This is a genomic window from Rossellomorea sp. NS-SX7 (assembly GCF_052828565.1).
The window spans coordinates 755,803-782,266 of the sequence record NZ_CM128249.1 but is presented as its reverse complement, the minus strand read 5'-3'; the positions used below and the strand labels follow the sequence as shown (position 1 = coordinate 782,266).

Here is a 26,464-nt window from a genome sequence, read left to right as displayed (position 1 = left end):
GAGTTCTTTTCTTAGTTAAAATGGTATAGACATCTATACTAATAGTTGATATGATACTCTGTAAGCGAATTCATTAATTGTTATCACATTTTTATTAAAAAGGGGAGAATTTTATGCGGAAGGAAGAAAGATTGGCCAAAGAAATAACCGAGCTTCTCGGCGGTCCGAGTAATATCGGCGCGCTGGAATCGTGCATGACGCGCCTTCGTGTCAAACCGGTCGATGAGAGCAAGGTTGATTTAGCAGGCATCAAAAAAATAGACGGGGTATTAGGAGTCGTCGAAGCAGAAACCATCCAGATCATCCTTGGACCTGGTATTGTGACGAAAGTTGCTTCTGAAGTTTCTGCCTTAACCGGAAAATCTGTTTCATCTGTGGACGAGGATGATGTCGAGGACTTTTCTTTTGAAGGACTTGCCGACCGGACGAAAGCAGACCTGAAGAAAAAGAATGCCACTCCATTCAAATTATTTTTAAGAAAAATTGCCAGTATCTTCATTCCACTTATCCCGGCAATCGTTGCCTCCGGATTGATCGCAGGAATCACAAACGTCATCATTCGTTCTGGTGTAAACCCGGAATCGACATTGATCGAAATCCTTAACTTGATTGGATGGGGTCTGTTCGGTTACTTGGGAGTGTTCGTCGGTATCAATACCGCGAAGGAATTTGGCGGCTCCCCTGCTCTCGGCGGGGCGGCAGGTATCCTGATCATCAATCCTGGTCTTGCCAACATCACATTATTCGGTGAAGATCTCGTCCCTGGGCGAGGCGGTCTGATCGGCGTTATGCTGGCTGCCGTATTCATCGCTTTCCTTGAGAAGAGAATCCGTAAAGTGGTGCCTTCTGCCTTGGATATCATCATTACCCCGACGCTGTCCTTGTTGATTACAGGGTTTGCGACGCTGGTCGTCCTGCAGCCTGTCGGAGGATTCATTTCAGATTTAATCACTGAAGGTTTACTTGGCCTGATTGATATGGGCGGTTTCTTTGCAGGACTGATCCTTGCCGGGACATTCCTTCCGCTGGTTGTTACGGGGCTTCATCAAGGCCTTACACCAGTGCATATGGAACTGATCAACACAATCGGTAATGACCCGCTGCTTCCGATCCTTGCCATGGGTGGTGCAGGTCAAGTGGGTGCTGCATTTGCGATTTACTTCAAAACGAAGAATCAAAGATTGAGAAAAGTCATTAAGGGCGGACTTCCTGTTGGAATCCTTGGAATCGGCGAACCGCTTATTTTCGGTGTAACGCTTCCGCTTGGTCGCCCGTTCATCACAGCATGTCTGGGTGCAGCCGTCGGAGGAGCTTTCCAGGCAGTCTTTAAAACGGCAACCATCGCAATCGGTGTATCCGGTATCCCGCTTGCTTTCCTTATGGATGACGGTCAGATCCTTCTGTATCTTGCCGGCGTATTGATCGCCTATGTATTCGGCTTCATCTTCACTTGGATGTTCGGCTTCAAGGAAGAAATGGCAAAGGATATTTAAGTAGATTCATATAATAGTAAAGAAGGAGGATCTTCCTCCTTCTTTACGTTTTTTCATGTAAGGAGTGAGAATTCACCATGCTCGGTATATCAATCTATCTAAAAGAAGAACACAGGGAAAAGAATGCGGAATGGATCAGGAAAACCTCCGCGTATGGATTTCGGTCCATCTTCACTTCCCTTCATATTCCTGAAGATGATCCAGACACCTATAAACACCTGCTTCAAGAACTTGGGAGTCTGGCGAAGACGCATAATATGGAGCTGTTGGCCGATGTATCGCCTACGTCACTGGGACACCTGGGACTTGATTGGGGAACGCTTCCCCATCTACTCGATTGGGGACTGGCAGGAATCAGGGTGGACTATGGCTTTACCCCAGACGAAATCGTGAAACTTTCGAAGCTGATGAAGACAGGGATCAATGCCAGTACCGTTTCCGAATCGGAGCTTGACAGCCTGATTGAAAAAGGATTAAATGTGGAAAACGTCGAAGCCTGGCATAATTTTTACCCGCGTCCTGAAACAGGGCTGGATCTCGATTTTTTAATCCAACGAAATACCATGCTTAAATCGAAAGGGATCACTACAATGGCCTTTGTGCCGGGAGATGACATATTTCGCGGTCCGATTTTTGCAGGACTGCCGACACTTGAACTGCATCGCAATGTGTCCCCTTCCCTTGCAGCAGCACAATTGAAGCACTCAGGGTACACCGATAAAATTCTAATCGGCGATCCTTCTGCTACGGAGGAAACACTGAAGAAACTAAGCATGATCGATGAAGGCGTCATTCCTTTAAGGATTGAACTGCTTACGGGTGCTGATCACTCAGGGCTCCTGACCGGAATTCATACCAATCGGATGGATCCCGCACGAGATGTCATCCGGTCTGTGGAATCCCGTTCGTATGCGGGGATCGGTAAGACCATCGAACCCTCCAATCAAGTCCGGCGCAGCGTGGGAATGGTCACCGTCGATAACGAGTTATACGGGAGATACTCCGGTGAAATGCAGATTGTCAAAAAAGAATTACCGAAAGATGATAAGGTCAATGTCATCGCGAAAGTCGTAAACGAAGACCTCCCTCTCATCCATGAGATAAAAGCGGGAGGAAAATTCCAATTACTAGTGAGGGATAAGAAATGAATCTAACGAAACTAAATACAGAGCAGCAGAACCTCAAAACACTAAACATTGATCTGATGGAAACAGAAGAAATCATCTCGATCATCAATCAGGAAGACCTCCTCGTACCGAATGCGATTGCAAAGGAAATCCCATCAATCAGTTCAGTGGTCGATCGGATCGTACAAGCCTTCAAAGAAGGCGGCCGGTTAATCTATACTGGTGCAGGAACGTCAGGACGCCTCGGCATTCTCGATGCCTCTGAATGCCCGCCTACATACGGGACGGACCCCGAGATGGTGATCGGAATCATTGCCGGCGGTAAAGAAGCAACGACAGAAGCCATTGAAGGTGCAGAAGATGACAATGAACAAGGCAGACAGGATTTAGTCGATATCGGACTGACTGAAAAAGATGTCGTAGTCGGGATCGCGGCAAGCGGAAGGACCCCTTATACGATCGGAGCCCTGCAATATGCGAACGAAATCGGTGCTGCATCTGTATCCGTTGTATGCAGCAAAGACTCTGAAATGGAGAAAATCTCTGCCTATACGATTGCACCGATTGTCGGTCCTGAAGTGGTGACCGGTTCCACCCGGATGAAGGCAGGCACTGCACAGAAGCTTGTACTGAACATGCTGACCACTGCTTCCATGATCAAAATCGGAAAAGTATACGGCAACCTCATGGTCGATGTACAAATGACGAATGAAAAACTTCGCAAACGGGCAGAAAACATCGTCAAGACAGCCACCGGCGCATCAGACGAAGAAGCAAGTACTGCGCTTGCCGAACAAAACAACAATACGAAAGCGGCCATCCTGCAAATCATGACCGGCCTGAAAGGGAATGACGTGATCCAGCTGCTCGAAAAGCATTCCGGACACTTGCGGGATGCAGTGTCAGCTTTTCATTCCTCCAAATAATCCAGATCAGAAGGGACGGACCTCTTATTTTTTAAGGGTCGTCCTTTCTTTCATCAACACAGACATCATTCTTATGTAAAGGCGGTATAACCATGATTTCATCCTCATTAAAAAAACAATTCATTGATCTGGTCGGTGAAGAGAATTATCGCGACAGCTCTGCTGAGAGACTCGTCTATTCCTATGATGCAACGCCTAATTTCCAATCGATGCCCGATGCCGTCATTGTCCCGCGCAGCACCGGGGAAGTCTCCGAAATTGTGAAACTATGCAATGAGCACCGTGTCCCCATCGTCCCAAGGGGATCCGGCACCAATCTATGCGCAGGCACCTGCCCGACGGAAGGCGGACTGGTCCTGCTTTTCACAGAAATGAACCGGATTATGGAGGTCGATGAAGAGAACTTGACCGTCACTGTTCAGCCGGGGGTCGTGACGCTCGATCTGATCCATGAGGTCGAAGCGAAAGGGCTGTTTTACCCTCCTGACCCGAGCTCTATGAAAATATCAACGATCGGCGGCAACATCAATGAAAATTCCGGCGGGTTAAGAGGATTGAAGTATGGTGTCACCCGGGATTATGTCCTAGCATTGGAAGCCGTACTTCCTAATGGTGACATTGTGCGGACAGGAGGAAAACTCGCAAAAGACGTCGCTGGTTATGACCTGACCCGCTTGTTCGTCGGCTCTGAAGGGACACTGTGTGTCATTACGGAAGCAACATTGAAGCTCGTCCCCATGCCTGAAACAAAACAGACCATGCTTGCCCTTTATCAGGATATCGAAGCGGCTGCGCAAAGCGTTTCAAGCATCATTTCGAACCGGATCATCCCTGCCACTCTCGAGTTTTTGGACCAGCCGACATTAGAAGTCGTCGAGGACTTTGCGAAAATCGGACTGCCTACCGACGTAAAGGCAGTTCTCCTGATCGAACAGGACGGATCTCCCGAAGTGGTGGCACGTGATATGAAGCGGATGGAAGAAATTTGTCTGGAGAACGAGGCGATATCCGTCCAATTGGCAGCAACAGAAGTGGAAGCAGAAGCTCTTCGCACCGCCCGCCGTTCCGCCCTGTCAGCGCTGGCACGCCTGAAGCCGACAACCATCCTGGAAGACGCGACGGTTCCCCGTTCTGAAATTGCCAAAATGGTCAAAGCGATCAATGAAATCGCAGATCGCCACGACTTGAAAATCTGTACGTTCGGCCATGCCGGCGATGGTAACCTCCACCCTACCGTCGCAACGGATGCCAGGGACCATGATGAAATGGAACGTGTCGAAGCCGCGTTTGAAGAAATCTTCGCCCACGCCATCGAACTCGGCGGCACGATCACTGGCGAACATGGGGTCGGGATGATGAAAGCACCATACCTTGAGTGGAAGCTGGGACCCGAGGGGATCCTCGCGATGAAAATGATCAAGCAGTCGTTCGACCCGAATAATATCATGAATCCAAATAAAGTATTTGCCAAAGAATCTAGAAAACGCGTGGTGATTTCACGATGACGACAACCAAGGAAAGAAAACAGATACAGCAGGAGTTCAAGGACCGCATGGATCAGGACGAGCTTTTGAATTGTATGAGATGCGGATTCTGCCTGCCCTCATGCCCCACCTATATCGAATCGGGCTTCAAGGAATCCCACTCCCCGCGCGGCCGGATCGCTTTGATGAAGGCAGTTGTGGACGGGGTGATCGAACCGGATGAAGATGTGGAAAGGACGCTTGATCTTTGCCTTGGATGCAGGGCATGTGAGCCCGTATGCCCTTCTGGCGTAAACTATGGACATCTATTGGAAGAGGCACGGGATATCATCAATCAGAATAAAAAGCATTCCCTTCCCGTTCGCGTACTGAGGAAGACCGTCTTCGAAGGATTATTCCCCCACCCTGGGAGAATGAGAATGGTCACTCATCTACTCGGAATCTATCAGCGCTCAGGGATGCAGAAGGCCGCCCATGCCACTGGCGTCATGAAACTGTTCCCGGAAAGCATGGCCGTGATGGAAAGGGTGCTGCCAAAGGTTCCCAGATTAAAAGACATGAAGAAACGCCCTACTTCCCTATCCTCCATCGGTGAAGTGAAGAAAAAGGTCGCTTTCTTCTCCGGTTGCCTGATGGATACGATGTTTATGGAAACCAACAACGCCACGACGAAGCTTCTGCAGCTGGCCGGCTGCGACATCGTGATCCCTGATCAGCAGACTTGCTGCGGCGCCCTGCATGGCCACAGCGGGGAAAAAGACACCGCCAAAGAATTGGCGAAAAGGAATATAGAAGCATTTGAAGAGGCTGGTGCCGATTATATCATCACCAATGCCGGCGGATGCGGTGCATTTCTAGTCGATTATGACCATCTGCTGAAGGACGACCCGGAGTGGAAAGAACGGGCAGTGCAGTTCAAACATAAAATCAAAGATATTTCCTCTATTTTAGTAGAGCTTGAGTTTCATAAAAAGGTGAAGCTGCGGACGGGTGCGGAAAGAATTACGTACCAGGATTCATGTCATCTGCGGAACGTTCAGCGCACCTTTGTTGAGCCGCGCCTTCTCCTTCAATCCGTTGAAGGTGCAGAATATACGGAAATGAAACAAGCCGACCACTGCTGTGGATCGGCCGGCATCTACAATATCGTCGAATCGGAAATGTCCATGAAGATACTCGATCACAAGATGGAACACGCGGTGGCCACCCGTGCGGTGACGATTGTCACGGCAAACCCGGGATGCCTGCTGCAAATGAAGCTTGGAATCGAGAGAGAAGGACTGTCTGAAAGAATTCGGGCGGTTCATATTGTGGACTATTTGCTGGAGGCTGTTGAGGAATGATAGTGGACCGCCCTTGTTGGGTGGTCTTTTTTATGTTGAGGGGTGTGCCGGATTAATGGTGCCAGGCACAATTCGGGGTTTTGTGCCTGGCTCAATTTCAGGGTTCTGTGCCTGGCACAATTTCGGGGTTTTGTGCCTGGCACAAATTCAGGGTTCTGTGCCTGGCACCATTTCGGGGTTTTGTGCCTGGCTCAATTCCGGGGTTCTGTGCCTGGCACCATTTCGGGGTTCTGTTCCTGGCTCAAATCCAACGTTCTGTGCCTGGCACAAATCCAGCCAATTGTACCAGGTACACCACCGCACTCACTTTGTACCTGGTACACTTCCCTCACTAAAATAACGAATCCTGCCCGCACCAAAGAATCAGACCGCTTTTTCCCCGGCGTATTTCTTCGTAGTGATTTCAATCGCTTCACTCATGATTTCCACCATCTGCGCAAGCTCCTCTTCACTCGCTGCAAGCGGAGGCATGAATACGATTGTGTCCCCGATTGGACGAGTGAGCATGCCGAGTTCCCTCATTTTGAGCGTGGTGTGGTATCCAACCCTATCTTCCCAAAGAAAAGACTTTTTCGTTTCTTTGTCCAATACCAATTCGATTCCGCAGATCATCCCAAGCTGGCGTATGCTCCCGACGTGGGGATGATTCTTTAACGGTTCGAGCAGATTTTCTATCACTTCCGTCTTCTCCTGAGTCTTCCCGACCAGATTGTCCCTTTCATAAATTTCAAGGTTGGCCAGGGCTGCCGCACAGCCAAGCTGGTTTCCTGTGTAGGAATGGCCGTGGAAGAATGTTTTTAAAGACGTATAGTCATCGTAAAAGGCTTCATAGATTTCTTCCGTTGTCAGTGTCGCTGCGATCGGGAGGTATCCGCCTGTGATCCCTTTGGCAATCGTCATGATATCCGGCTGAACACCTTCATGCTCGACCGCGAACATTTTACCTGTCCTGCCAAACCCGGTCGCCACTTCGTCGACGATCAGAAGGACATTGTATTTTTTGCACAGCTGCTCTACCCCTTTGAAATAGCCCTTTGGCATAATGTTCATTCCGCCGGCTCCCTGGATGAGGGATTCAACGGTCATCCCGGCAATTTCATGATGATGTTCTTCCAAGATCGACTCCAGCTCTTGAAGGCACTGATCACGGATTTCATCCGCATCATCCAGTTCAGGATGGTGATAGACATCGGGAAACGGGGCAACCAGGGAATGGAACATGAGAGATTTATAGACGCGGTGGAAGATATCAACTTTCCCCACACTGATCGCTCCGACAGTATCGCCATGGTAGGCATTTTTAAGCGTGATGAATTTCTGTTTTTCCGGTCTCCCGATGTTCTGCCAATATTGATAGGCCATTTTGATCGCGATTTCGACCGAAGTCGCTCCGCTGTCTGAATAGAATACCCGTTTCAATTTTTCAGGAGCAAGGTCGATCAGTTTTTCTGCCAACAGGATCGATGGGATATTGGACGCGCCAAGCAAGGTGGAGTGGGCGATTTTATCCAGCTGATCTTTGATGGCTTGATTGATTTCTTCATTTTTATGTCCATGTACGTTCAGCCATAGTGAAGAATAACCGTCGAGGTACTCGTTTCCGTAAATATCACGGAGGTATACTCCTTCTCCGCTTTCGATTACTAATGGATCTGCATCATAATCTTTCATTTGTGTAAATGGCAGCCATAGATATTGACTGCTTTTTTCAATAAGCTTTTCTTGATTCATGCTGCATTGCCTCCTCTAAAACATTGATGTTCCATTTATCCAGAATCTGTTCTACATTCAGTTCTTCTATTTCATCTACGTTTATGTATGGGAAGGAACCCACAATCGGAATGCCTGTTAATTTCTCCAGCATTATTCTATTGTCTTCTTCGATCTCAGGCATTTCATGGGGTGTTACACGATTAAGGATGATCCCTGCAATCTTAATCTTTCTCTGTTTCAACGCCATCACCGACAGAACCGTGTGATTGATTGTTCCAAGCCCCGCCCTTGCTACAAGAATGACAGGCAGTGACAGTCGATCGATCAGGTCGATCATCGTTTCTTCCTCATTTAAAGGGACGATTAATCCGCCTGCCCCTTCTACAAAAATAAGTTCATGAGAGTTTATTAGTTTCTGAGTTTGATCGATTATAGGCTGAGTCTCAATCTTCTCCCCTTCCATCGCCGCAGCCAAATGAGGAGAGCTTGGTGTTTTCAGCAGATATGTATTGGTTTCGTCTCCAAATCGCCGGTTCGCGAACCTTTCATAAAAAACGGTATCTGGTGCTACCAGTCTGTCTCCATCCCACTCTGCCCCGCTTTGTACAGGTTTGTAAGGAAAAACGTCGACGCCCTTGTCAAGAAAATAGCGGGTTAACACGGCAGTTATCATCGTCTTGCCAATCTCCGTGTCAGTTCCTGTTATGAAAAAACCACTCACCACTTCTCCCCCTTTTTATTTATGTTAACTATATTTACTTTTAAGTTAACATATTTGATAATAGGTATCATACCACACTTTTTGAAAGGATGAAATGGACATGAGTAAAACAAAGGAAATTGTCTTATGCGGTCTTTTTGCCGCGTTGATGGCTGTCGGGGCGAATGTTTCGCCGTTTTTGATGATCGGCGGTGTCCCCGTCACGCTTCAATTGATGTTTGCCATTCTGGCAGGAGGGATGCTCGGCAGCAGGACAGGCGCTAAGGCAATGACGGTCTACTTGGTTCTCGGACTGGTCGGGGCTCCGGTCTTTGCACAGTTCAAAGGAGGACCTTCAAGTTTATTGAGCCCCACATTCGGTTTTGTAGTTTCTTTCATCGCTGTCGCTTTTGCTGTAGGAATGGTGCTGGAACGAAAGCGTACGTACGCTGGATTTGTTGGCGCGGGGATCCTTGCTTTGTTGTTGAATTACATAATCGGTACGAACTTCATGTATGCCGCACTTTCATTCTGGGCCGAAGCTCCGAGCGGTTTCAGCTATACAGTCGCCTGGGGATGGATGGCGGCCTATCTGCCTCTGGACCTTGGAGTCACGGCAGTTTCAATGGTGATCTTACAGCGATTGTATAAAGCCGTCCCTTCCGTGAAGCCACAGTACGCTTCTAAATAAACAGAATAGGGTGGAGAAAACAATAAAAAAACTCAGCAGCTGATTCTCTCTAAATCAGCTGCTGAGTCAATAAACCAGCCCATAAACCATAAACCGCTCGTACACATTATGCTCATACTGCCCCGAAAGATTGATTTCCTTCTTCAATTCAAACAGCGGATGGTTTTCAAGATAATGCACGTAATCATCCGAGCTGTAGTACAAGACGATTTCGATGTCGCGGGGAGAGTATTCCAGTGAATATAAAATGTTATTGATGATTTTCATGAAAATCTGTACAGAAAACGGATTAAAGAAATAGAAGACATTGTCGCCGGGATGGATTTCATACTCCTCAGCGAGGCAGCAATGGAATTCGATTGCGCTCCTTTTGCCCTTCTTCTTTTTCAAATAATTCTCCCGGTTCTCGAGCGCTTCCTGATAGAATTTTTGGTTCATCTCAATTCCGATGACAATGGACCCGAATAAATAATGAATAAAGAAATTGAGGCGTCCTTTCCCGCACCCGAAATCCACGACACGGTCACTCTTCTTTAACTCGTACACCTGAAACAAGTCCTGAAGGGCCCCGTATGGAGTCGGTTCGTAGCGGTGATAATGAATCGACCTCGGCATCCCCATTTGATCCTTCCCCGTCTTTATATTCAGCAGCTCATCAAAATAATGTTCTTTCATGTAAATCTCCCTGCCTTCCTTCATCCCTTTAAAGCATCGAGGGACGAACCTTTACTTCTTGATTGGTTGAAGGATGGTCCTTTGCATGGGGACTCCGCCCATGTTGATGTTCCGCTCGATGAACAGATATGGTTTACCATTTATGATAAAACGGCGGTTACCTTGATAGTGAACATCTTTCCCTTGTTTTTCAAGCTCCGCCCTGATGGCTTCAATATATTCTTTCTCCTTGAAATACCGTTCATCAAAATCGATTTGGATATGCCCTTTCCGATAGCCCATGAGCCAATTGAATAAAAAGAGCAGTACGACACCGATCAGGATGACCAAGATGAATTCCATGATGAACATCCCACCTTCCATTACCTTATATACGAAACAAACAGGAAATGGTTTCAGGCGAGAGCCATTCACCCGATCAAATGATGTGAATCCTCAGATAACTTATGATATTTTTAAAGAGTCAATGATTTTATTTCAAATAAGGAGCGAATGTTTACATGCGGGATAAAGAAGCACTCAAGCAGGAAATCCTGGATGCCTATCATTCCAGGCATGCCACAAAGCAATTTGATCCGAATAAAAAAGTGACGGACGATGATTTCCGATTCATCATGGAAACGGGGCGCTTGTCTCCGAGTTCCTTCGGCTTCGAGCCATGGAGATTCCTTGTGATCAAGGATCCGGGCCTACGAGAAAAAATAAAGAACACGGCATGGGGAGCTTACGGCAAACTGCCTGAGGCAAGTCATTTTGTCATCATTCTGGCACGTACGAAACTGGATACGCGATATGATTCAGCCTATCTACTCGATCATTTCAAAAACGTCAAAAACATGCCGGAAGATCATATGAGTAAATACCTCGAGAAAATCGAACAGTTCCAAAAAGTGGACTTTGATCTTCTTGATGGGGAGCGTCCATTATTTGATTGGGCAGGTAAACAGACGTATTTAGCTCTTGGAAACATGATGACGGCAGCCGCTCAGATCGGAGTGGACTCCTGTCCGATCGAAGGGTTTGACATCAATAAAATGAATGATCTGTTAGCTGAAGAAAGCTTGCTTGATGACGGTCATTTCAGCATTTCAGTCATGTGTGCGTTCGGATATCGGGTAAATGATCCGGCTCCGAAGACGCGCAGACCGTTTGATGATGTTGTGAAGTTTATATAATTCCTAAAAAAGGAATCCGGCTAGAGGCCTGGATTCCTTTTTCTATTGGAACACCTTGGTCACTTCATTAAATTCCAAATACACCGTTGTCCCCCTGTTCAATTTGCTTTTCACCTGTATGTTCCCCTTCATGGACTTGACGATGATACTCGCAGCCATAATGCCGAGTCCCGTTCCTTCATTTTTTGTTGTGTAGAAGGGTTCACCAAAACGATCAACTTGCTCCCTGCTCATCCCGGAACCTGTATCGGAAATAGAAATAATCAGCTTTTCCTTAAGCTTCATAGTTAGTACAAGTTCTCCCCCAGCAGGCATCGATTCAATCGAGTTCTTCATGATATTCATTACGCATTGCTTGAAGCTGCGCATTTGCCCTTCCACAAAAATACCGTCCGTTAATTGAGGTTTTATTAATACGCCATGATAAGCAGCCATTGGCTCCATCAGCTCAACCAGTTCATCCAAGGATCCCTTCACATCGATTTTCTCCACCTTATCCGGTGCTGAATTGGCGAATGTAAGGTACTCTTCAATCACATGACTCGCCTGGTCGATGCCTTTCAATGAGAGGTCTATGAACTTTTGTTGACTGACTTGGTCTTTTTCATCCCGCACCAGCTGTAAAAAACCCTTTGAGGATGTCAACGGGTTACGGACCTCATGTGATATACTGGCTGCGAGTTGACCGACCACCTGAAGTTTCTCATTCTGGGTGGATAACCTTTTCATCGTCATCAGTTTGCACAACATCTCAGCCATGATTACGGAAACGATCGTGGCGGCCAACGGTATGAGCACGATGCAGGAATACTCATAAAATGAGATTTCAGATTCGTACAAATAGCCAAATAACACATTATAGAACGTTAAGAGTGAACAAAGCCCCACGGTATACATCAACTTCAGTTTTTTCCTTGCTCTCAGGAAACCTTTTGACAGCTTTGCTAAAATCAAAAATGCACTAAAATAATTCAGTGCGACAAGAAGGATGAATTCATTCCCGATAACAATTACCCTCAACAAGATGATGATAATCATAAGTACAAAGGACACCAATGGTCCGAAATACAGACTCGCCAAAAAGAACGGTATCCGCCTTAAATCAACAAATACTCCTGATGCCAGCTTTGAACTGAACAACACACATAATAAGATAGTCAAAGCAGAGATGAGTATGACTATTAACCTGGACGGGACCTTTTTTTTAACATCGAAATAAATTACGATAACCAAAAGACCGGTTATGATAAAGAAAAAGTTTAATAATAAGTTCGTCAAAACAGAATCCAGCACACCATCACCCCTATTCTTTCATTAATGTGAGGTTCTCAGATGAGTGATTACTGTCCGACAGTGCAGTTTTCTCCATTTTACTAAGCTCAGTGGATGCAGAACTTCCTCCAATCAGTTCCCCTTTCGCATTAAATAAAGGGTGGCACGACACATCATAGGTATAAAAGCCGTCAGACCTTGGAAATAGAATCGTTTTCCTGAGAGGCTTGCACTCAGCAATGACTTCTCTTTTCAATTCCATTAATTGTCTGGTTCCTGGATTATCTTTTAGTGCCACATCATTCATACCGATGACTGAAACGGCATCGAAATCAGGATGGGGATTAAAAATCCACGTATATTCTAGATGAAGGTTAAAGTGTGCAATGATCATCGGGGCATCTTGTAAAGCAAAATAAAACGGACCTTCCTCTAATTCAAAAATGGACACGTGAAAGTTCAGCAAATCTGCCAGGTCTTCTGCAAGTGCTGCACTTGGAATCCTGACGCCGCTTTCAATTTTAGAATAGTAAGACCTGTCTATGTGAACAAGATTCGCAATTTCTTCTTGGCTGAAACCCTTTATTTTCCTTAACTTTTCAAGCCAGACCCTTTTCTTTTGACCCATTGGCAACCCTCCTGCAAAACAACCTTTATAGTTCTATTATACTGACAGCGGATCCAAAAACTATGTGCCTATTTTGGCACGTTTACCAAATTAAGAGTAAAGTAATAGAGCTCTTCATAATAAAGGTATAATCAGTATGGAAATGGAAATGATTTTGCTTGATTTATCCAATGTAATCCTAAAAAATCCATTTAAAAAGTAATCCCTCAAATACTGGATTACCTTTTAAACCAGTCCGCCCCTTCATCCATGTGTACGAACGGGATATCCGTGTCCACTTCACCTGTTATTTTATCCAGATAAACATCTTCGCCCTTCAGCCAATCTGCAAAATCAAATACAACCGGATCCCGATCACCACCCAGAGCAAACCAAGCTTTCATCTCCTCTGGCAGATAAGCCGATGTATGGATCGTTCCTGCCCAGCTCCCGTAAAGGTCTGAAAAGACTCCTCCGTCACTGTCATTCAGGAGACGGAACGCATCTTCAATGCCGGCACGTTTCCCTCTTTCCTGTTCCATCACGGATAATCTTCGCTTTGAATCGACCAGGTGGTTCCTATTTTCTTCTTTCATGATTTCGAAATGGTTGGTACATGTGTTAGATTGTCTTACCTGAATCCCACGGGGAGAGGTTTCAACGATGAATGTTTGGCTGCTCTTATCATGGACGACATAACTGAATGAATGTCGGTGGGGAATTTCCTTCAGGAGATCCACCGCTTCCTCTACTGAAGCAGCCGATTCAAGTACAAGTCTGCCGATCATGCAGCATATGAACCCATCACCGGGATTCTTCCGATGCATGAAATTATAGCCTACCGAAAGGCCATGTTCGTTCATGCCATCCATACGTCCAGTCACCCTTTGACTCGGGCCGATCATCGCATACCCGGTATCCGTTGGCTGATAAAAAACATATCTTCCTTCGTACGTTTTTGGATGATAATCATAGTTTCTGACTAGATAATTTTCTCCCGTCAGAATCGAACAGCCTGAACGCACATAATCCACCCGATAGCCTCCAAATTCCTTTAATACCTTTTCAATAGGCCATTCGAGCGCTTCCTGAAGCCCGAGCAGTTCATCCCAAATCCCCGGAGCAAAACGGGTAATCACTTCCTTCGTTTCGTTCACATCAATCGAAAAACGCGGTTTCCTCACCTTCCATTGGTTGTCCCTGTTCCTTACAGTGATGGAATCCTTTATTCGTTCTCCCTGCATATATCCGAAATCATAATGATTTCCCCTGAATTGTATGATGTCGCTATGTATGGTTTTCACTGCGGTCCCTCATTTTTATGGCATTTTCTTTTTAGGATAATGGATTGAGGAACAGAAAGAAAGAAATTAAAATGTGCCTGGCTCAAACCAATGGAATTGAGCCAGGCACCACAAAACTAATTCGCAAATTGGCTTTTTGTAAAAACGATCATACTGAAGCAAGTAAGGAATGCCACACCGGTTACGACGATCCCGATCATGAAACCAAGCGCAGCCATGAATGTGTCATCTCCCGAAAACTGGGGCTCAACCGATACCCATTGGTAGCTGAAAAAGATGGTCAGTATCAAATAAAAGCTGCTGCCGATCCCCCCTGTCTTCAACCGGTCCCATTTTTGCCAGCTGCGGGACGATGCGATTGAATTCCATACGAGGATACTGATGATCACTGCTGCCACCATGATGAACAAGTGAATAAACGGGATCATCAAAAAGGAGAGCCCAAATAATATCAAACCGGTCAGTCCAAATAACAATACGTTCACACAGAATAAAAACAATCCCACAAGCCAAGGATTGCTGAACCACGAATACTTCCTCAGGGAGTTGATCCATCCCATTACATACAGTTTTCGATTTGTCCCGGCCATCGCCAATACGATGACTCCCAGAAGTAAAAGCAAGAAGGTAAGTGTCATCGAAACCTCCCCTTTCGTTTCCATTTCATTAACTTATATTACCATATATTACACATGTAATAATTGGAATTGGCAGGTTTTTCTCAACAAAAAAAGGAACAGTCACCTGTCCCTAAACGCATATTCCTATTTTTTCTTTTCAATGATTTCATCGATGATCCCGTATTCCTTCGCTTCATGGGCACTCATGAAATAATCCCGGTCCGTATCGAGGGAGACTTTATCCAAGGGCTGCCCCGTTTTTTCAGAAATGATTTCATTGATATGTTCTCTCAGCTTCAATATCCTTTTTGCCGAAATTTCGAGATCTGTGGCCTGGCCCCTTGCTCCTCCCAGCGGTTGATGAATCATGATTTCACTGTTGGGGAGCGCGAATCTTTTCCCTTTGGTTCCGGCGAGTAAGAGCATTGCTCCGAACGATGCTGCCATACCTGTGCAGATTGTGCGCACATCCGGGCTGATATACTCCATGGTGTCAAAGATGGCGAATCCTGCCGATGTAGAGCCGCCTGGACTGTTGATATAGAGGGATATATCCTTTTCAGGATCATCCGCAGCCAGAAATAACAGCTGAGCCACAATGCTGTTGGCCATATGATCATTGATTTCATCACTCACCATGATGATTCTGTCTTTTAATAACCTTGAGTAAATATCATAGGAACGTTCACCTTTGCTTGACTGTTCGATCACATATGGGATGGTACTCATTTTCATTCCTCCTCTTAGCTTATGCTGCCATTGAGAGGACGCTTGAAGGAGAGGAAGAGCTCCGCGAAATCGACGGGAATGAAACCATTTTTGGAGCGGACTGTGTTGAAAACCATTCAGGGAGCTGTTCGATCAAATGCGATGGATCCTGGGTCATGAAGCTTTCCTGAAGGGAAATCAACATATCTTCTTGATGGGTTTCTTCCCAATACTCCTGATTGGAACTGGATTCATCATGTTCAGATAGCGTTTCAAGCCTGGCTCTCGTCCGTTTAAGGATGGCCTTAACGGCGGTATCCGTCATATTTAAAAAGCCCGCGATTTCAGAGATTTTATATTGAAAAGCTTCTTTCAGAACGAGCGTGATGAGCTGCTTCGGTGTCAGGGTGTTTGTCAATTTTTCTAACGTCCCGTCATTCCCTTCACGCTTTTGCTCCACACGCTGCTCAGGTACATCGCCAAGCAACTCTTTACTTTGTTTGCGAATTTTATCGACCCAGGCATGATACGCCATTTTCTTCAACAGCGGGGAGCTCCATTTTTCCTGATCCGGATAATGTTTCAATGCTCTGCAGATGGATTCCTGACATAAGTCCTCCCCATCCCACTTATTCTTGGTCAGGAATATGCAGTAATGCTGCAGTTTTTCCACAAGATCATTTAATTCCAGTAGCTCCATTTCACTTTCTTTCCTCACAGACTCACGAACCATTTTCCTTCACTCCTTTATATCCTCTCATGCTAATAACGGATATAGAATAAAAAAAGATACCGGCAGATGAATTTTTTCTAGGATTCCAAATTTTTAGAAGCCCGCCCTTCTCCGCTTTCAAGGAGTGAGGCACTGCTCGTCAGCGATTCACGTTCATGGCAGAAGCTGTTTGAGTTTTTCGGGATGATCCACCTTCAATGCGATGCTTTCGACAGATCGTGTCCTGCCCATAAAGATGGTAGCATCCACGGGTTCTTTGAGGTGGAGGACCACCTGCGGCTCTGTTTGTTCGAGGTCCCTATACATAAACGTCATCGTCTTGTCTCCCGGTGTGCCCCCCCACTCCACTTTTTCAATGAAATCCAGAGGGATGGCGACTCGCTGCATCAAGCCTTGAGTGACATACATCTTCCCGTTCTTCACTTCCAGGGGGTGCATTCTCATCACCGCAATCTCAGCCAGAAACAGAAACACACCATAAACATTCAGGAGTAATAACACAGTTGAGAGGACTGGCCACTTTGAATGCAGCCACCAGTGCAGCCCGATCGACTCAATGACGATGGCATGGATGACCATGATATTCATGGCCAGAGCACTCGTCTTCTTATGCATCGTCACACAACCATCATGAGCCGGCGCTTTTTTTCGCCAAGAAAACATCATATAATAAAACATCAGAGCTTCTGACACAATGACTCGGATGAGAGTATGGCTTCCAACTGTTGTTTCAGCTGCAGGGAGCATTGAAAAGACAGCTCCCTCCCCTGATCTCTTCATTTCAGCACGTAGCGAGGGAATTTTCCACAGGAGGTAGGCGACCAGGCTCAATTCAGCCAGAAACAGCAGGGCTTCGAAACCAACACCTGCATACAGCAGCATCGTATACGGAGCAAAAAATTCTTCTGGAATCAAAAAACGTGCCAGGACGAGGCCCGCAATCATGAATCCGATAACCTGTTTCTTCGACACTCTAAAAGCTGCATAAATCAAAATGGGAGCAACGACGACCATATCCAGCAGGGAACCGAGGATGAGTCCGCTCTCCATTTCAATCATCAATGCCTCTTGAATGACTGGATGATATAACAGAACATTACTCATCAAAACAAAGCCTAATAGCAAGACAGCCCACTTGGAAAAAACTGTTTCACGCAGTACCATGATCCCTCTCCTTTATTGGAAAAGTTTTCTTATTTCCATTATAGTCTAACACTCCACGAAAGTTATCCACAAAAAATGGCAATTAGAGTACAAAACAAGGCCCGTCCCCCGCTGTGTTAATGCGGGGGACGGGCCATTTCTTTATGCTTCCCTGTTGTTTTTTAAGAACATGTAGAGCGATGCTCCGAAGATGATGATATAGCCAATGATGCTCCACAGATCAGGTATCTGCCCAAACAGGAAGATACTTATGAGAGCGGAGTATACAACGGTTGAGTAAAAGAAGATCGAGATTTCTTTTGCCGGGGCGAACTTGTAGGCAATGGTGATTCCGAACTGTCCGATGGTGGCAAAAAAACCGGCACCAAGCAGATAAACCCACTGCTTGACGCTCATCGGCTCATAGAAAGCGAGCACGAATGGCAGCAGGATCATCGTAGTGAAAAAGGAAAAATAAAACACGACGGTGTAGAATTTTTCTCTCGTGCCCAATACTCTCAGCACCGTATAAGCACCTGCGGCAAAAACAGCTGACAGGAGCCCAGCGAGATATGGAATCGTTTCGTAAGAAAATGATGGTTTGATGATGAACAGTGTCCCGATGAACGCGATGATGATTGCTGTAATCTGAAACATCCGCGCTCTCTCTTTAAGGAATATCGATGCAAAAATAATTGTTAGAAACGGGCTGAGTTTATTCAGCATATCTGCGTCTGACAGCACGAGATGATCAATCGCATAGAAGAACAATACGATTCCGGCAGCTCCGAGACTTGAGCGCAGCAAGAGCAATTTTTGGTTTTCCTTTTTACCAAACAGACGCTCACCATAGTATTTAACAAATCCGAATGCGATGATGGCTGAAACAAAATTCCTGAAGAACGTCTTCTGGACCGTCGGCACGTCCCCGGAAAGCTTCACAAGTGCGGCCATCATCGAAAACCCGAATGCGGATAATAATAAGAGTATGATTCCTTTATTTCGATTCGTCATAGCTTCCTCCAATACCCTTTCTTCTAGTATTCTCTAATGTATTTAAATAAATGAGATGGATTATGCAACTAGGTTAGTGTAACAAATTTTTGGTGTTTTATGGAGGAATAAGCTTGGCGGACAAAAAGACGAGGGTGGGACAAAACTTAAAAATCACTACATTAAGACGAACAATTTCAGTATAGGCTCTTAATACCGCTATTGATTTCCGTGCAAGACTTCGCTTTCCGCGGGTAGCCCGTGAGCCTCCTCGGTCGTACCTCCCTGCGGGGTCTCACATTAGCTACTCTTCCCGCAGGAGTCTTCGTCATGCACTCCAATCAACCGCTGGACCCAATTTGAAACAAAGATCAATTTAACCGATTGGCATACAAACAAGCACCTGGCTCATTATAAAGCCAGGTGCTTAGTTTATTACAAATCATCCACAATTACATAAGTCGCCTTGACTGGCCCATGCACACCGACAATCAGGTTCATTTCAATATCGGCTGAGTTGCTTGGACCGGAAATGAAGTTTACACAGGATGCTACTTGTTCTCCATTTTCGATCTTATCATGGATATGTTTCGCTGCTTGAGTCATTCTTGGGACGATGGTGCTCTTCGGGATGATGGCGATGTATACAACAGGAAGCAGGCTGACGGCTCGCCCTTTTCCCTTATCACTGTAAAGGACAACGGTACCGGATTCTGCGAGGGTCGTATCACTGAACGTAATGCCGACATCCGCGGTTGCAGAAAATGAGAGGTTTTCCTCTCCGCCTTCCGGGTCCCACACGTGATGGGTGATGTCTTCATCCCCAATTTCCTTTAGACCTGCCTCCTCAAAACGCGGATCGTCCCATGTGACGACGGATTTTCCGCCATATTGCTTGATGAGATGGGGAATCAATGTGGACAGCTCGCTCGTCACGGTCTCATGCACTTCCGTGTGAATCAGCTTGCATTGATTCTTCAATACCTCGACCAGTTCATCCTGTGAATAGCCCTTATATACTTCCCATTGCGGATTGTGCTGCCATTGAGGTTTTACAACTTCTGAACGACGCTCCCGTCCCAGGTTTTTTGCCAGGTTATCCAAAAAAGATCCACGGTTATGAATTTGTCCGATCGTCATGATTGTCCACCTTCTTTGCTTCTCTTCTTATACCAGTCCCTGAAACGCTCTTTTTTAGGTGCAGGGAATTCACGGATATCCGTCCAGTTCTTTAGCGGGCCAGGGCCTTTTGAAATGCTTCCGCCCTTTGTAAAAGCAGCCAGTGAAGACGGGGCAAGTTTAGAGCCGATGTTGTACATGGCCGGGGAAGCGGTTCCCATACTGAAGGCCTTCATCGATAGATTTTCAAAAACGGGTGCCTTGCCTTCACGTTCTACGATCTCCTGGCGATGGAGCAGGAGATGCTCGTGAAGCGGGATTTTCACCGGGCATGCTTCTGTACATGCCGCGCATAGCGTCGATGCATAAGGAAGCTCTTTATATTCCTCATATCCGCCAAGCAGCGGAGACAATACTGCCCCGACAGGTCCCGGATAGATCGATCCGTACGAATGACCCCCTACATGACGGTATACAGGACATACGTTGATACATGCCGCACAGCGGATACAATGGAGGATCGACTGAAAAGCGGTACCGAGGATCTTGGAACGTCCATTATCCACAATCACTAAATGAAACTCTTCGGGACCGTCCACTTCCCCTTCTTGTTTCGGTCCAGTCAGGGCCGTGATATAGCTCGTCAGCTTTTGGCCGACTGCCGCCCGTGTCAAGAGGCTGACGAGGACCTCCATCTCTTCCCATGTAGGCACGATCCGTTCCATTCCCATGACGGTGATTTGCGTCTTCGGGACAGTGGTCACCATCCGTGCGTTTCCTTCATTTGTAACGAGTGAAATCGTCCCGGATTCAGCAATGGCAAAGTTACATCCGGTGATGCCGATATCTGCCTGCAGGAATTCTTCTCTCAATTTTTCTCGGGCAAATAATGCAAGTTCTTCAGGCTTTTCCGTTTTGTCATATCCGAGTTTGTTTCTGAACACATCCCGGATTTGCTCTTTATTTTTATGAAGGGCCGGAGCGACGATATGGGAAGGAGGATCATGATCATCCACTTGCAGGATCCATTCGCCCAGGTCGGATTCGATGACCTCGCAGCCGGCTTTCTCAAGCGCTTCATTCATATTGATTTCTTCCGTGACCATGGATTTCGATTTGACGACTTTCTTCCCATCTTTTTTCTTGGCGACTTCGGTGATGTATTCGTTCGCTTCTTCAGCTGTCTCTGCGAAGAACACATGACCGCCGCGCTTTGCGACGTTCTCACTTAAAAGCTCGAGATAATAATCGAGGTTCTCGATGGTGTGGGACCTGATTTCCTCACCGAGCTTCCGCCATTCTTCCCAGTTGCCAAGTTCCTCTGCCGCATTCAGGCGCCCGCTTCGTAACCGTGCCTGCGCGGAAGAGACTGCCCCCCGCATGAAAGTATCGGCTATCCCGCTCGACACTCTGTCATTGAAGGGTTTATCCCCTATTTTCATAGCCATTTTGCTTCCCCCTTCACTTTATTATTGACTGTTCAAGACCGATGCGATGTGCATGACCTTGATCGGCTTGCCTTTCCGGTCGATCCGGCCGCCTATATTCATAAGGCACCCGCAATCGGCTCCGATTAATATGTCTGCTCCCGACTCTTCCACACTCGTAACCTTTTCATCTACCATCTGCTCGGAAATTGGAGACATCTTGACCGCAAATGTCCCCCCGAATCCGCAGCAGTTATAGTTATGTGGAAGCGGATTCATTTTTAGCCCGTCAACATGATTCAATAGTTTCATAGGCGCTTCCGTCACACCGAGCAGCCTGGTCATATGACAGGAAGTATGATAGGTTGCTTTGGCGTCCAGTCTTGCGCCAACGTCTTCGACCCCCAGGACTTCAACAATGAACTGAGTCAATTCATACGTTTTTTCAGCCAGGGATTTCGCCCGCTCTTCCCACTGCGGATCTCCCTTGAACACATGTGGATACTCCCTGAACATCGCACCGCAGGAACCCGATGGAGTGACGACATAATCCGATCCTTCAAATACAGTGATCATATGCTTCATGGATTCCTTTGCTTTCCCGACATGTCCGCTGTTATATGCAGGCTGCCCGCAGCAAGTCTGTTTCTCGGGAAAATCCACCTCGCAGCCGAGCCGCTCCAGTAATTCAACCGTGTCCCTGCCGACGTCCGTTTGAAAAATGTCGATTAAACATGTAACAAATAATGAAACTTTCATGATTTTTCCCCATTTCTTTCGGAAGAAACTCCGTTAGGTTCAAAGCATCCTTGATAAAGAATCGAATTCTAGTAGAATACTATCAATTTATGTTTGGAATTTTTCTGTCTATTCTATTAAGTATCAGTTTAAAGCTATCTGCGCCAATAGTCAACAGGTCATCAGATGACTTGAATCACTCTACCTGCGATAGAAAAATCGCAAGCAGGCCACTTATGCAAATGGCCTGCTTCGCTCTCTCGTTATGCGGTTTTTCTTATCTGTTTATCTTCACTTCTATTCTTTCTTTCACCTTTGATAATAAGGCTGATGATGAATCCTGCCACAATTCCAAGGATGACCGTACCGATATTAAGTCCGATGCCGTTAATCACGACATATCCGATTGCTCCGGCGAAAATCACGTAGAATGTCATTGGAATCAGGGTTTTCCTGATCAAATTTCCTTCCCGTCCGATCAGCCCTGCGGAAGAGGAAGCCGCCACTACGTTATGGACGCAAATCATATTGCCTGCTGCTCCTCCGACTGCCTGCAGGGCGACAATGGTGGCCGGGGCTGCCAGGATATTGTCCGCTACTCCGAACTGGAACAGGGAGAACATCATGTTACTGACCGTGTTGCTGCCTGCAGCAAACGCCCCGATTGCCCCAATGGTCGGGGCGGCAAGCGGCCAGTAGCTTCCGAAAATGTTGGAAATCCCTTCTGCCAGCGCGAGCGGCATGCTTGTGTAGTCCGCTGCATTGATACCTGAATTGATAAACACCTGAACCATTGGTACAGCAAAGATCAATGCGGCCATTGCACTCACAATCGTTTTAAATGAATCCTTCACTGCTCGTGAGTATTCTTTCATATTCATTTTATAAATGAATATGGATAGCAGTGAGACTAGAATGAAGATTGTTCCAGGCAGGTTCAAAGGTTTTGAAGCTACCGTAATTTCTGTGCCGAACAGCGTCTCCAGATTGATGACCCATGATTGCAGCCAGCCTGAGAATGGAAGGTAGCTGACTCGTGTGCCAACCAGCAATACGGCTACCAATAGATATGGCATCCAGGCTTTTACAAAAGACACATTCTGTTTCGACTTATCGGAATCATCCACTTGCAGCGTTCCTGTCCAGGCCGGGTCCCAGTTTGATTCTTTATCGAAATCCCAGGACTTCTTAGGAATGAACAACCCTTTTTTCGCGGCGGGAACAACAATGGCAAGTCCGATCAATCCGCCGAGGAGGGATGGAAATTCCGGTCCGAGAAGATTGGCCACCAATGCGTATGGGACCGTAAACGACAATCCTGCAAAAATAGCAAACTTCCAAATCGCAAGCCCTTCCGTAATCGATTTATTTTTACCAAAGAAATACGTCAGCATCGTCACCATAAAGAGCGGGATGAAGATCCCAATGACTCCATGAATGAGCGCAACCTGGCCTCCGATTCCATTTATGTAAGCGTCAAACGTGGTTCCCTGCTCAGCGATGTACTTCTGAACAAGCGGCGAGTCCTTCAACCCTGAGTTTACCCCAATCAGGATCGGTGTCCCGACCGCCCCGTAGGATACAGGCGTCGATTGAAGAATGAGCGCGACCATGACTGCTCCCATTGCCGGGAACCCGATTGCCACTAACAGCGGCCCTACGATTGTTGCAGGCGCACCCCAGCCTGCAGCACCTTCAAGAAACGATCCAAACAGCCAGCAAACGATGATGGTCTGCACCCGACGGTCCGGTGAAATATTCGTAAACCCTTTTCGAATCGTAAAAATGGCACCGCTTTCTTTCAGCGTGTTCAATAAGAGGATCGCACCAAACACGATCACACCTACTTCAAGGGCCGTCACCATCCCTTTCACACTTGCAGCGGCTACCTGGTTTCCAGGCACTTGCCATACAAACATCGCCATGATAATCGTAATCAACAGTGATACCGGCATCGCCTTTTTTGCCGGCCACCTTAAAATAACCAAGAACAAAAATACAGATACAATAGGCAAAGTGGCAATCCACGCCAACGTACCAATACTCATTCCCTCCATCTCCCTTCATTGCGTTAAATCATTTAAGATATCAAGTTAACAGGTCATCAGATGACCAGCTTCATAAATAACAGTATAATTAAAACGCTTTCATATCACAATGGTATTTTTGTAATTTTATAAAAATAAAGATTCACCTAAATAAAGAAGGCCCGTCCCTCATTGCTTTAAAGCAGTAAGGGACGGGCCTTCTAGCTTATTCTTTCATGTCTTCGAAATAGTTCATGAGGACTTCTTCGACGCTTTGCAGGTGATGAAGCATCACATTCTGGGCTTCCATTCCGTCCTGTGTCTCGATGGCCTGGTAGATTTGCTGATGGTCTTTCCACAGACGATCAAGTGTCGACTTTTCCGAGTAAAGCCACAATCTGCGTGTTTCACGCATCGTCGTGACCATCATTTCTGACACATTGTTCATCAGCCCGATCAACAGTTCATTCTGAGAAGCCTTGGCAATGGCCATGTGAAAGCGGAAATCAGCTTCTTCCCCCAGCTCCTGGTCATTGGCAGCTTCCATTTGATCGAGTGCTTCCTTTATTTCAGCGAGCTGCTCGTCCGTCCTTCTCTCAGCAGCCGCCAGAACGGCTCCCACTTCTAAGATCCGCCTCACTTCAAGCAGATTCTTCACATCATCTTTCTTCATCAATACAGCTATGTAAACCGGAAGCGACAGCATTTTGCTGTCAAATTCACGGACATACGTTCCTTCACCCTGGTGCATTTCCACTAATCCCATCGCACGCAGCGCACTTAATGCTTCGCGAACAGCGGAACGCCCAACCTGAAAGTTTTCAGCAAGCTGCTGAACCGATTCAAGCTTGTCCCCGCTCTTCAATTGTCCTGACTTGATCATATCGATCAGAGCCTCTGCCACTTCCTCATAAATCTTACGCGGTTTAATACGTTTATAATTCAACAATTCTCACCCCATCAATGTTCCTATGTTAGATTTTATAGTATTGTGTGGTTCGGGACAATATTTGCAGGCTTTATGAATGAACAATAAAGATATAAAGCCCCCTTCTTAAAAGAAAGGAGCTGCATAATGATTAGTTTTCGAGTATTTGTTTAATTTTCCTTAAATCTTTCTGATTTGCTTTTTTCATGAACATTGACATGAATGGGGTGAAGACTTTTGAAAAACCACTGGGTTCCCCCTGATTTCTTAACATCATCTTCGTACCATTTTCCCCAAGATCCTCCCAAGTATAAGTGGTTTTCATCGGGAATGGGCCGTTTGCCGTTTTCATGACCAATCTTTCACCTGGGATATATTCTTCAATTTCATAGACATATGCCAGCTCTCTTCCCAAAAACTTAGCTTTAAAGGCGATTTGGGAATCAAGGGCCAAAGGTTTTTCCGTCAGCCACTTCGCTGAATCGATGTTATCATACCATTCAGGGGCATAATCGGGATTGGAAGCATACGATGATACCTTTACAAGCGGGCATTGAATGGTGATTTCTGTTTTAATATCGACCATGTTAATTCCTCCGCATATCGTTAAACTTTTTCTACATAGTTCTTTAAGCGGGTGCCGAGAAGATACTTCCACCCTTCTGTGTGTTTCTCTTCCCAATCTTCCTGAATGATACCTGAAGCTGTGTGGGATAATCGAAGCAGCGTAGCACCGTCCTTTTCTTCAAGACGGTAAGTATACGAACTGTTGACAGCTCCCTGCATGCCTAAATGCCCTTCAATCCTGATTTCTTCAGGAGCATTGACATAATACACATTACCCCAGACTGCACCTTGATTGTCGCCCCATTTCTCTACGAATCGGCCGCCGGGGAAGGGTTCGAACGTAAACGTTGAAGTCTCCCCTTCTGGTGCCAGCCTGAATTCCCACCAATCCTCTGCATTGGTTGTCAGTGCCTGAAATACTTCTTTACGTGAAGCATTAATATTAACTTCTTGCTCGATTTTGAATGCACGGCTTTGTTCTGTTTTCATGTTTTCCTCTCCTTTTCTCTTCTCGGCGATTGAACGCAAATTCAGCAGTGAGCTTGCGTCAGCCTCCATGTATTTTCCTACCCAGCGGCGGTGCATGTCCTGTAGCGGAACAGCATTCAAATAGTTTTTTCTATATTTCCCTTCCCGTCTGACCAGTACCAAATGTCCTTCTTCCAGGATGTTCAGGTGCTTCATGATGGCGTAGCGGGTTACCTCCGGGAATTGTTCATTCAATTCACCAGTTGTTTTAGGCGATTGTTTCAGGATATCCAAGATGGCCCTTCTAATTGGATGGCCGAGTGCCTTAAACAGACTGGAAAGTTCCTCTTCATTCATAAAAGAAAATCCCCTCTTATGTGAACGAATGGTCACATGTAATATGTGACTAAATAGTAACATGTAGTCTTTATCCCAGTCAAGTCGATTTTCTGAAACTTTATGAAAGTCTGTCCGTAAATAGTA

26 protein-coding genes are annotated in these 26,464 nt (G+C 46.2%); 7 read left to right on the top strand and 19 right to left on the bottom strand.

What is annotated here, in order from left to right; translation table 11 throughout:
* Positions 1-113 precede the first annotated feature (113 nt).
* From ACUXV2_RS03750 to ACUXV2_RS03730, 5 genes are all read left to right on the top strand, one after another.
* Positions 114-1,493 carry a PTS transporter subunit EIIC gene (locus tag ACUXV2_RS03750; protein WP_446245730.1) on the top strand — a complete coding sequence of 460 codons (1,380 nt, stop codon included), beginning with the start codon at positions 114-116 and terminating at the stop codon, positions 1,491-1,493.
* Between the two features lie 77 nt (positions 1,494-1,570).
* Complete coding sequence (locus ACUXV2_RS03745; protein WP_446245729.1) at positions 1,571-2,641, top strand: DUF871 domain-containing protein; 1,071 nt, start codon at positions 1,571-1,573, stop codon at positions 2,639-2,641.
* Entirely contained in the window at positions 2,638-3,546 is a 909-nt protein-coding gene (gene murQ, locus ACUXV2_RS03740; RefSeq protein ID WP_446245728.1) for an N-acetylmuramic acid 6-phosphate etherase, read from the top strand. The genes ACUXV2_RS03745 and murQ overlap by 4 nt, the downstream gene beginning before the upstream one ends.
* A gap of 92 nt (positions 3,547-3,638) precedes the next feature.
* Complete coding sequence (gene glcD / locus ACUXV2_RS03735) at positions 3,639-5,051, top strand: glycolate oxidase subunit GlcD (RefSeq protein ID WP_446245727.1); 1,413 nt, start codon at positions 3,639-3,641, stop codon at positions 5,049-5,051.
* A complete protein-coding gene (locus tag ACUXV2_RS03730; protein ID WP_446245726.1) occupies positions 5,048-6,373 on the top strand; it encodes a (Fe-S)-binding protein in 1,326 nt (441 codons plus the stop codon). The genes glcD and ACUXV2_RS03730 overlap by 4 nt, the downstream gene beginning before the upstream one ends.
* A 363-nt stretch (positions 6,374-6,736) precedes the next feature.
* On the opposite strand, the gene bioA is transcribed toward ACUXV2_RS03730, so the two are convergent.
* Together bioA and bioD are read right to left on the bottom strand one after the other, a co-directional pair.
* Positions 6,737-8,104 (bottom strand): adenosylmethionine--8-amino-7-oxononanoate transaminase, encoded by a 1,368-nt coding sequence (gene bioA, locus ACUXV2_RS03725; RefSeq protein ID WP_446245725.1) that lies wholly within the window; start codon positions 8,102-8,104, stop codon positions 6,737-6,739.
* Positions 8,082-8,807, bottom strand: coding sequence for a dethiobiotin synthase (gene bioD, locus ACUXV2_RS03720; protein ID WP_446245724.1), 726 nt, complete (start codon positions 8,805-8,807; stop codon positions 8,082-8,084). Before bioD ends, bioA begins: the two co-directional genes overlap by 23 nt.
* A 94-nt stretch (positions 8,808-8,901) precedes the next feature.
* Between bioD and ACUXV2_RS03715 the strand changes: the two genes are divergently transcribed.
* Positions 8,902-9,477 (top strand): biotin transporter BioY, encoded by a 576-nt coding sequence (locus tag ACUXV2_RS03715; RefSeq protein ID WP_446245723.1) that lies wholly within the window; start codon positions 8,902-8,904, stop codon positions 9,475-9,477.
* A gap of 66 nt (positions 9,478-9,543) precedes the next feature.
* On the opposite strand, the gene ACUXV2_RS03710 is transcribed toward ACUXV2_RS03715, so the two are convergent.
* Both ACUXV2_RS03710 and ACUXV2_RS03705 read right to left on the bottom strand, forming a co-directional pair.
* Positions 9,544-10,152 carry a methyltransferase gene (locus ACUXV2_RS03710; RefSeq protein ID WP_446245722.1) on the bottom strand — a complete coding sequence of 203 codons (609 nt, stop codon included), beginning with the start codon at positions 10,150-10,152 and terminating at the stop codon, positions 9,544-9,546.
* A 51-nt stretch (positions 10,153-10,203) separates the two neighbouring features.
* Complete coding sequence (locus ACUXV2_RS03705; RefSeq protein WP_446245721.1) at positions 10,204-10,494, bottom strand: hypothetical protein; 291 nt, start codon at positions 10,492-10,494, stop codon at positions 10,204-10,206.
* 158 nt (positions 10,495-10,652) lie between these two features.
* On the opposite strand from ACUXV2_RS03705, the gene ACUXV2_RS03700 reads away from it, so the two are divergent.
* On the top strand, positions 10,653-11,327 hold the full coding sequence (locus ACUXV2_RS03700) for an NAD(P)H-dependent oxidoreductase (protein WP_446245720.1): 675 nt from the start codon (positions 10,653-10,655) through the stop codon (positions 11,325-11,327).
* A 42-nt stretch (positions 11,328-11,369) separates the two neighbouring features.
* Here ACUXV2_RS03700 and ACUXV2_RS03695 read toward each other — a convergent pair whose 3' ends face one another.
* The 15 genes from ACUXV2_RS03695 to ACUXV2_RS03625 form a co-directional block, all read right to left on the bottom strand.
* Positions 11,370-12,620 (bottom strand): ATP-binding protein, encoded by a 1,251-nt coding sequence (locus tag ACUXV2_RS03695; protein WP_446245719.1) that lies wholly within the window; start codon positions 12,618-12,620, stop codon positions 11,370-11,372.
* A 10-nt stretch (positions 12,621-12,630) separates the two neighbouring features.
* Positions 12,631-13,227 (bottom strand): helix-turn-helix transcriptional regulator, encoded by a 597-nt coding sequence (locus tag ACUXV2_RS03690; RefSeq protein ID WP_446245718.1) that lies wholly within the window; start codon positions 13,225-13,227, stop codon positions 12,631-12,633.
* A gap of 218 nt (positions 13,228-13,445) precedes the next feature.
* Complete coding sequence (locus ACUXV2_RS03685) at positions 13,446-14,510, bottom strand: C45 family autoproteolytic acyltransferase/hydolase (protein WP_446245717.1); 1,065 nt, start codon at positions 14,508-14,510, stop codon at positions 13,446-13,448.
* Between the two features lie 116 nt (positions 14,511-14,626).
* Positions 14,627-15,148 carry a hypothetical protein gene (locus ACUXV2_RS03680; RefSeq protein WP_446245716.1) on the bottom strand — a complete coding sequence of 174 codons (522 nt, stop codon included), beginning with the start codon at positions 15,146-15,148 and terminating at the stop codon, positions 14,627-14,629.
* A 126-nt stretch (positions 15,149-15,274) separates the two neighbouring features.
* Positions 15,275-15,859, bottom strand: coding sequence for an ATP-dependent Clp endopeptidase proteolytic subunit ClpP (clpP, locus tag ACUXV2_RS03675; RefSeq protein ID WP_446245715.1), 585 nt, complete (start codon positions 15,857-15,859; stop codon positions 15,275-15,277).
* 19 nt (positions 15,860-15,878) lie between these two features.
* The gene (locus ACUXV2_RS03670) at positions 15,879-16,571 is read right to left on the bottom strand and encodes a sigma factor-like helix-turn-helix DNA-binding protein (RefSeq protein WP_446245714.1); all 693 of its coding nucleotides are present in this window, start codon (positions 16,569-16,571) and stop codon (positions 15,879-15,881) included.
* Between the two features lie 153 nt (positions 16,572-16,724).
* On the bottom strand, positions 16,725-17,735 hold the full coding sequence (locus tag ACUXV2_RS03665; RefSeq protein ID WP_446245713.1) for a hypothetical protein: 1,011 nt from the start codon (positions 17,733-17,735) through the stop codon (positions 16,725-16,727).
* 141 nt (positions 17,736-17,876) lie between these two features.
* Positions 17,877-18,728, bottom strand: coding sequence for a DMT family transporter (locus ACUXV2_RS03660; protein WP_446245712.1), 852 nt, complete (start codon positions 18,726-18,728; stop codon positions 17,877-17,879).
* 414 nt (positions 18,729-19,142) lie between these two features.
* Positions 19,143-19,847, bottom strand: coding sequence for a LutC/YkgG family protein (locus ACUXV2_RS03655; protein WP_446245711.1), 705 nt, complete (start codon positions 19,845-19,847; stop codon positions 19,143-19,145).
* A complete protein-coding gene (locus tag ACUXV2_RS03650) occupies positions 19,844-21,274 on the bottom strand; it encodes a LutB/LldF family L-lactate oxidation iron-sulfur protein (protein ID WP_446245710.1) in 1,431 nt (476 codons plus the stop codon). Before ACUXV2_RS03650 ends, ACUXV2_RS03655 begins: the two co-directional genes overlap by 4 nt.
* Before the next feature lie 21 nt (positions 21,275-21,295).
* The gene (locus ACUXV2_RS03645; protein ID WP_446245709.1) at positions 21,296-22,012 is read right to left on the bottom strand and encodes a (Fe-S)-binding protein; all 717 of its coding nucleotides are present in this window, start codon (positions 22,010-22,012) and stop codon (positions 21,296-21,298) included.
* 242 nt (positions 22,013-22,254) lie between these two features.
* Positions 22,255-24,039 (bottom strand): L-lactate permease, encoded by a 1,785-nt coding sequence (locus ACUXV2_RS03640; protein ID WP_446245708.1) that lies wholly within the window; start codon positions 24,037-24,039, stop codon positions 22,255-22,257.
* A 205-nt stretch (positions 24,040-24,244) separates the two neighbouring features.
* Complete coding sequence (locus tag ACUXV2_RS03635) at positions 24,245-24,964, bottom strand: FadR/GntR family transcriptional regulator (protein WP_446245707.1); 720 nt, start codon at positions 24,962-24,964, stop codon at positions 24,245-24,247.
* Between the two features lie 133 nt (positions 24,965-25,097).
* Positions 25,098-25,532 carry an SRPBCC family protein gene (locus ACUXV2_RS03630; protein ID WP_446245706.1) on the bottom strand — a complete coding sequence of 145 codons (435 nt, stop codon included), beginning with the start codon at positions 25,530-25,532 and terminating at the stop codon, positions 25,098-25,100.
* 20 nt (positions 25,533-25,552) lie between these two features.
* Entirely contained in the window at positions 25,553-26,338 is a 786-nt protein-coding gene (locus ACUXV2_RS03625; protein ID WP_446245705.1) for an SRPBCC domain-containing protein, read from the bottom strand.
* Positions 26,339-26,464 lie beyond the last annotated feature (126 nt).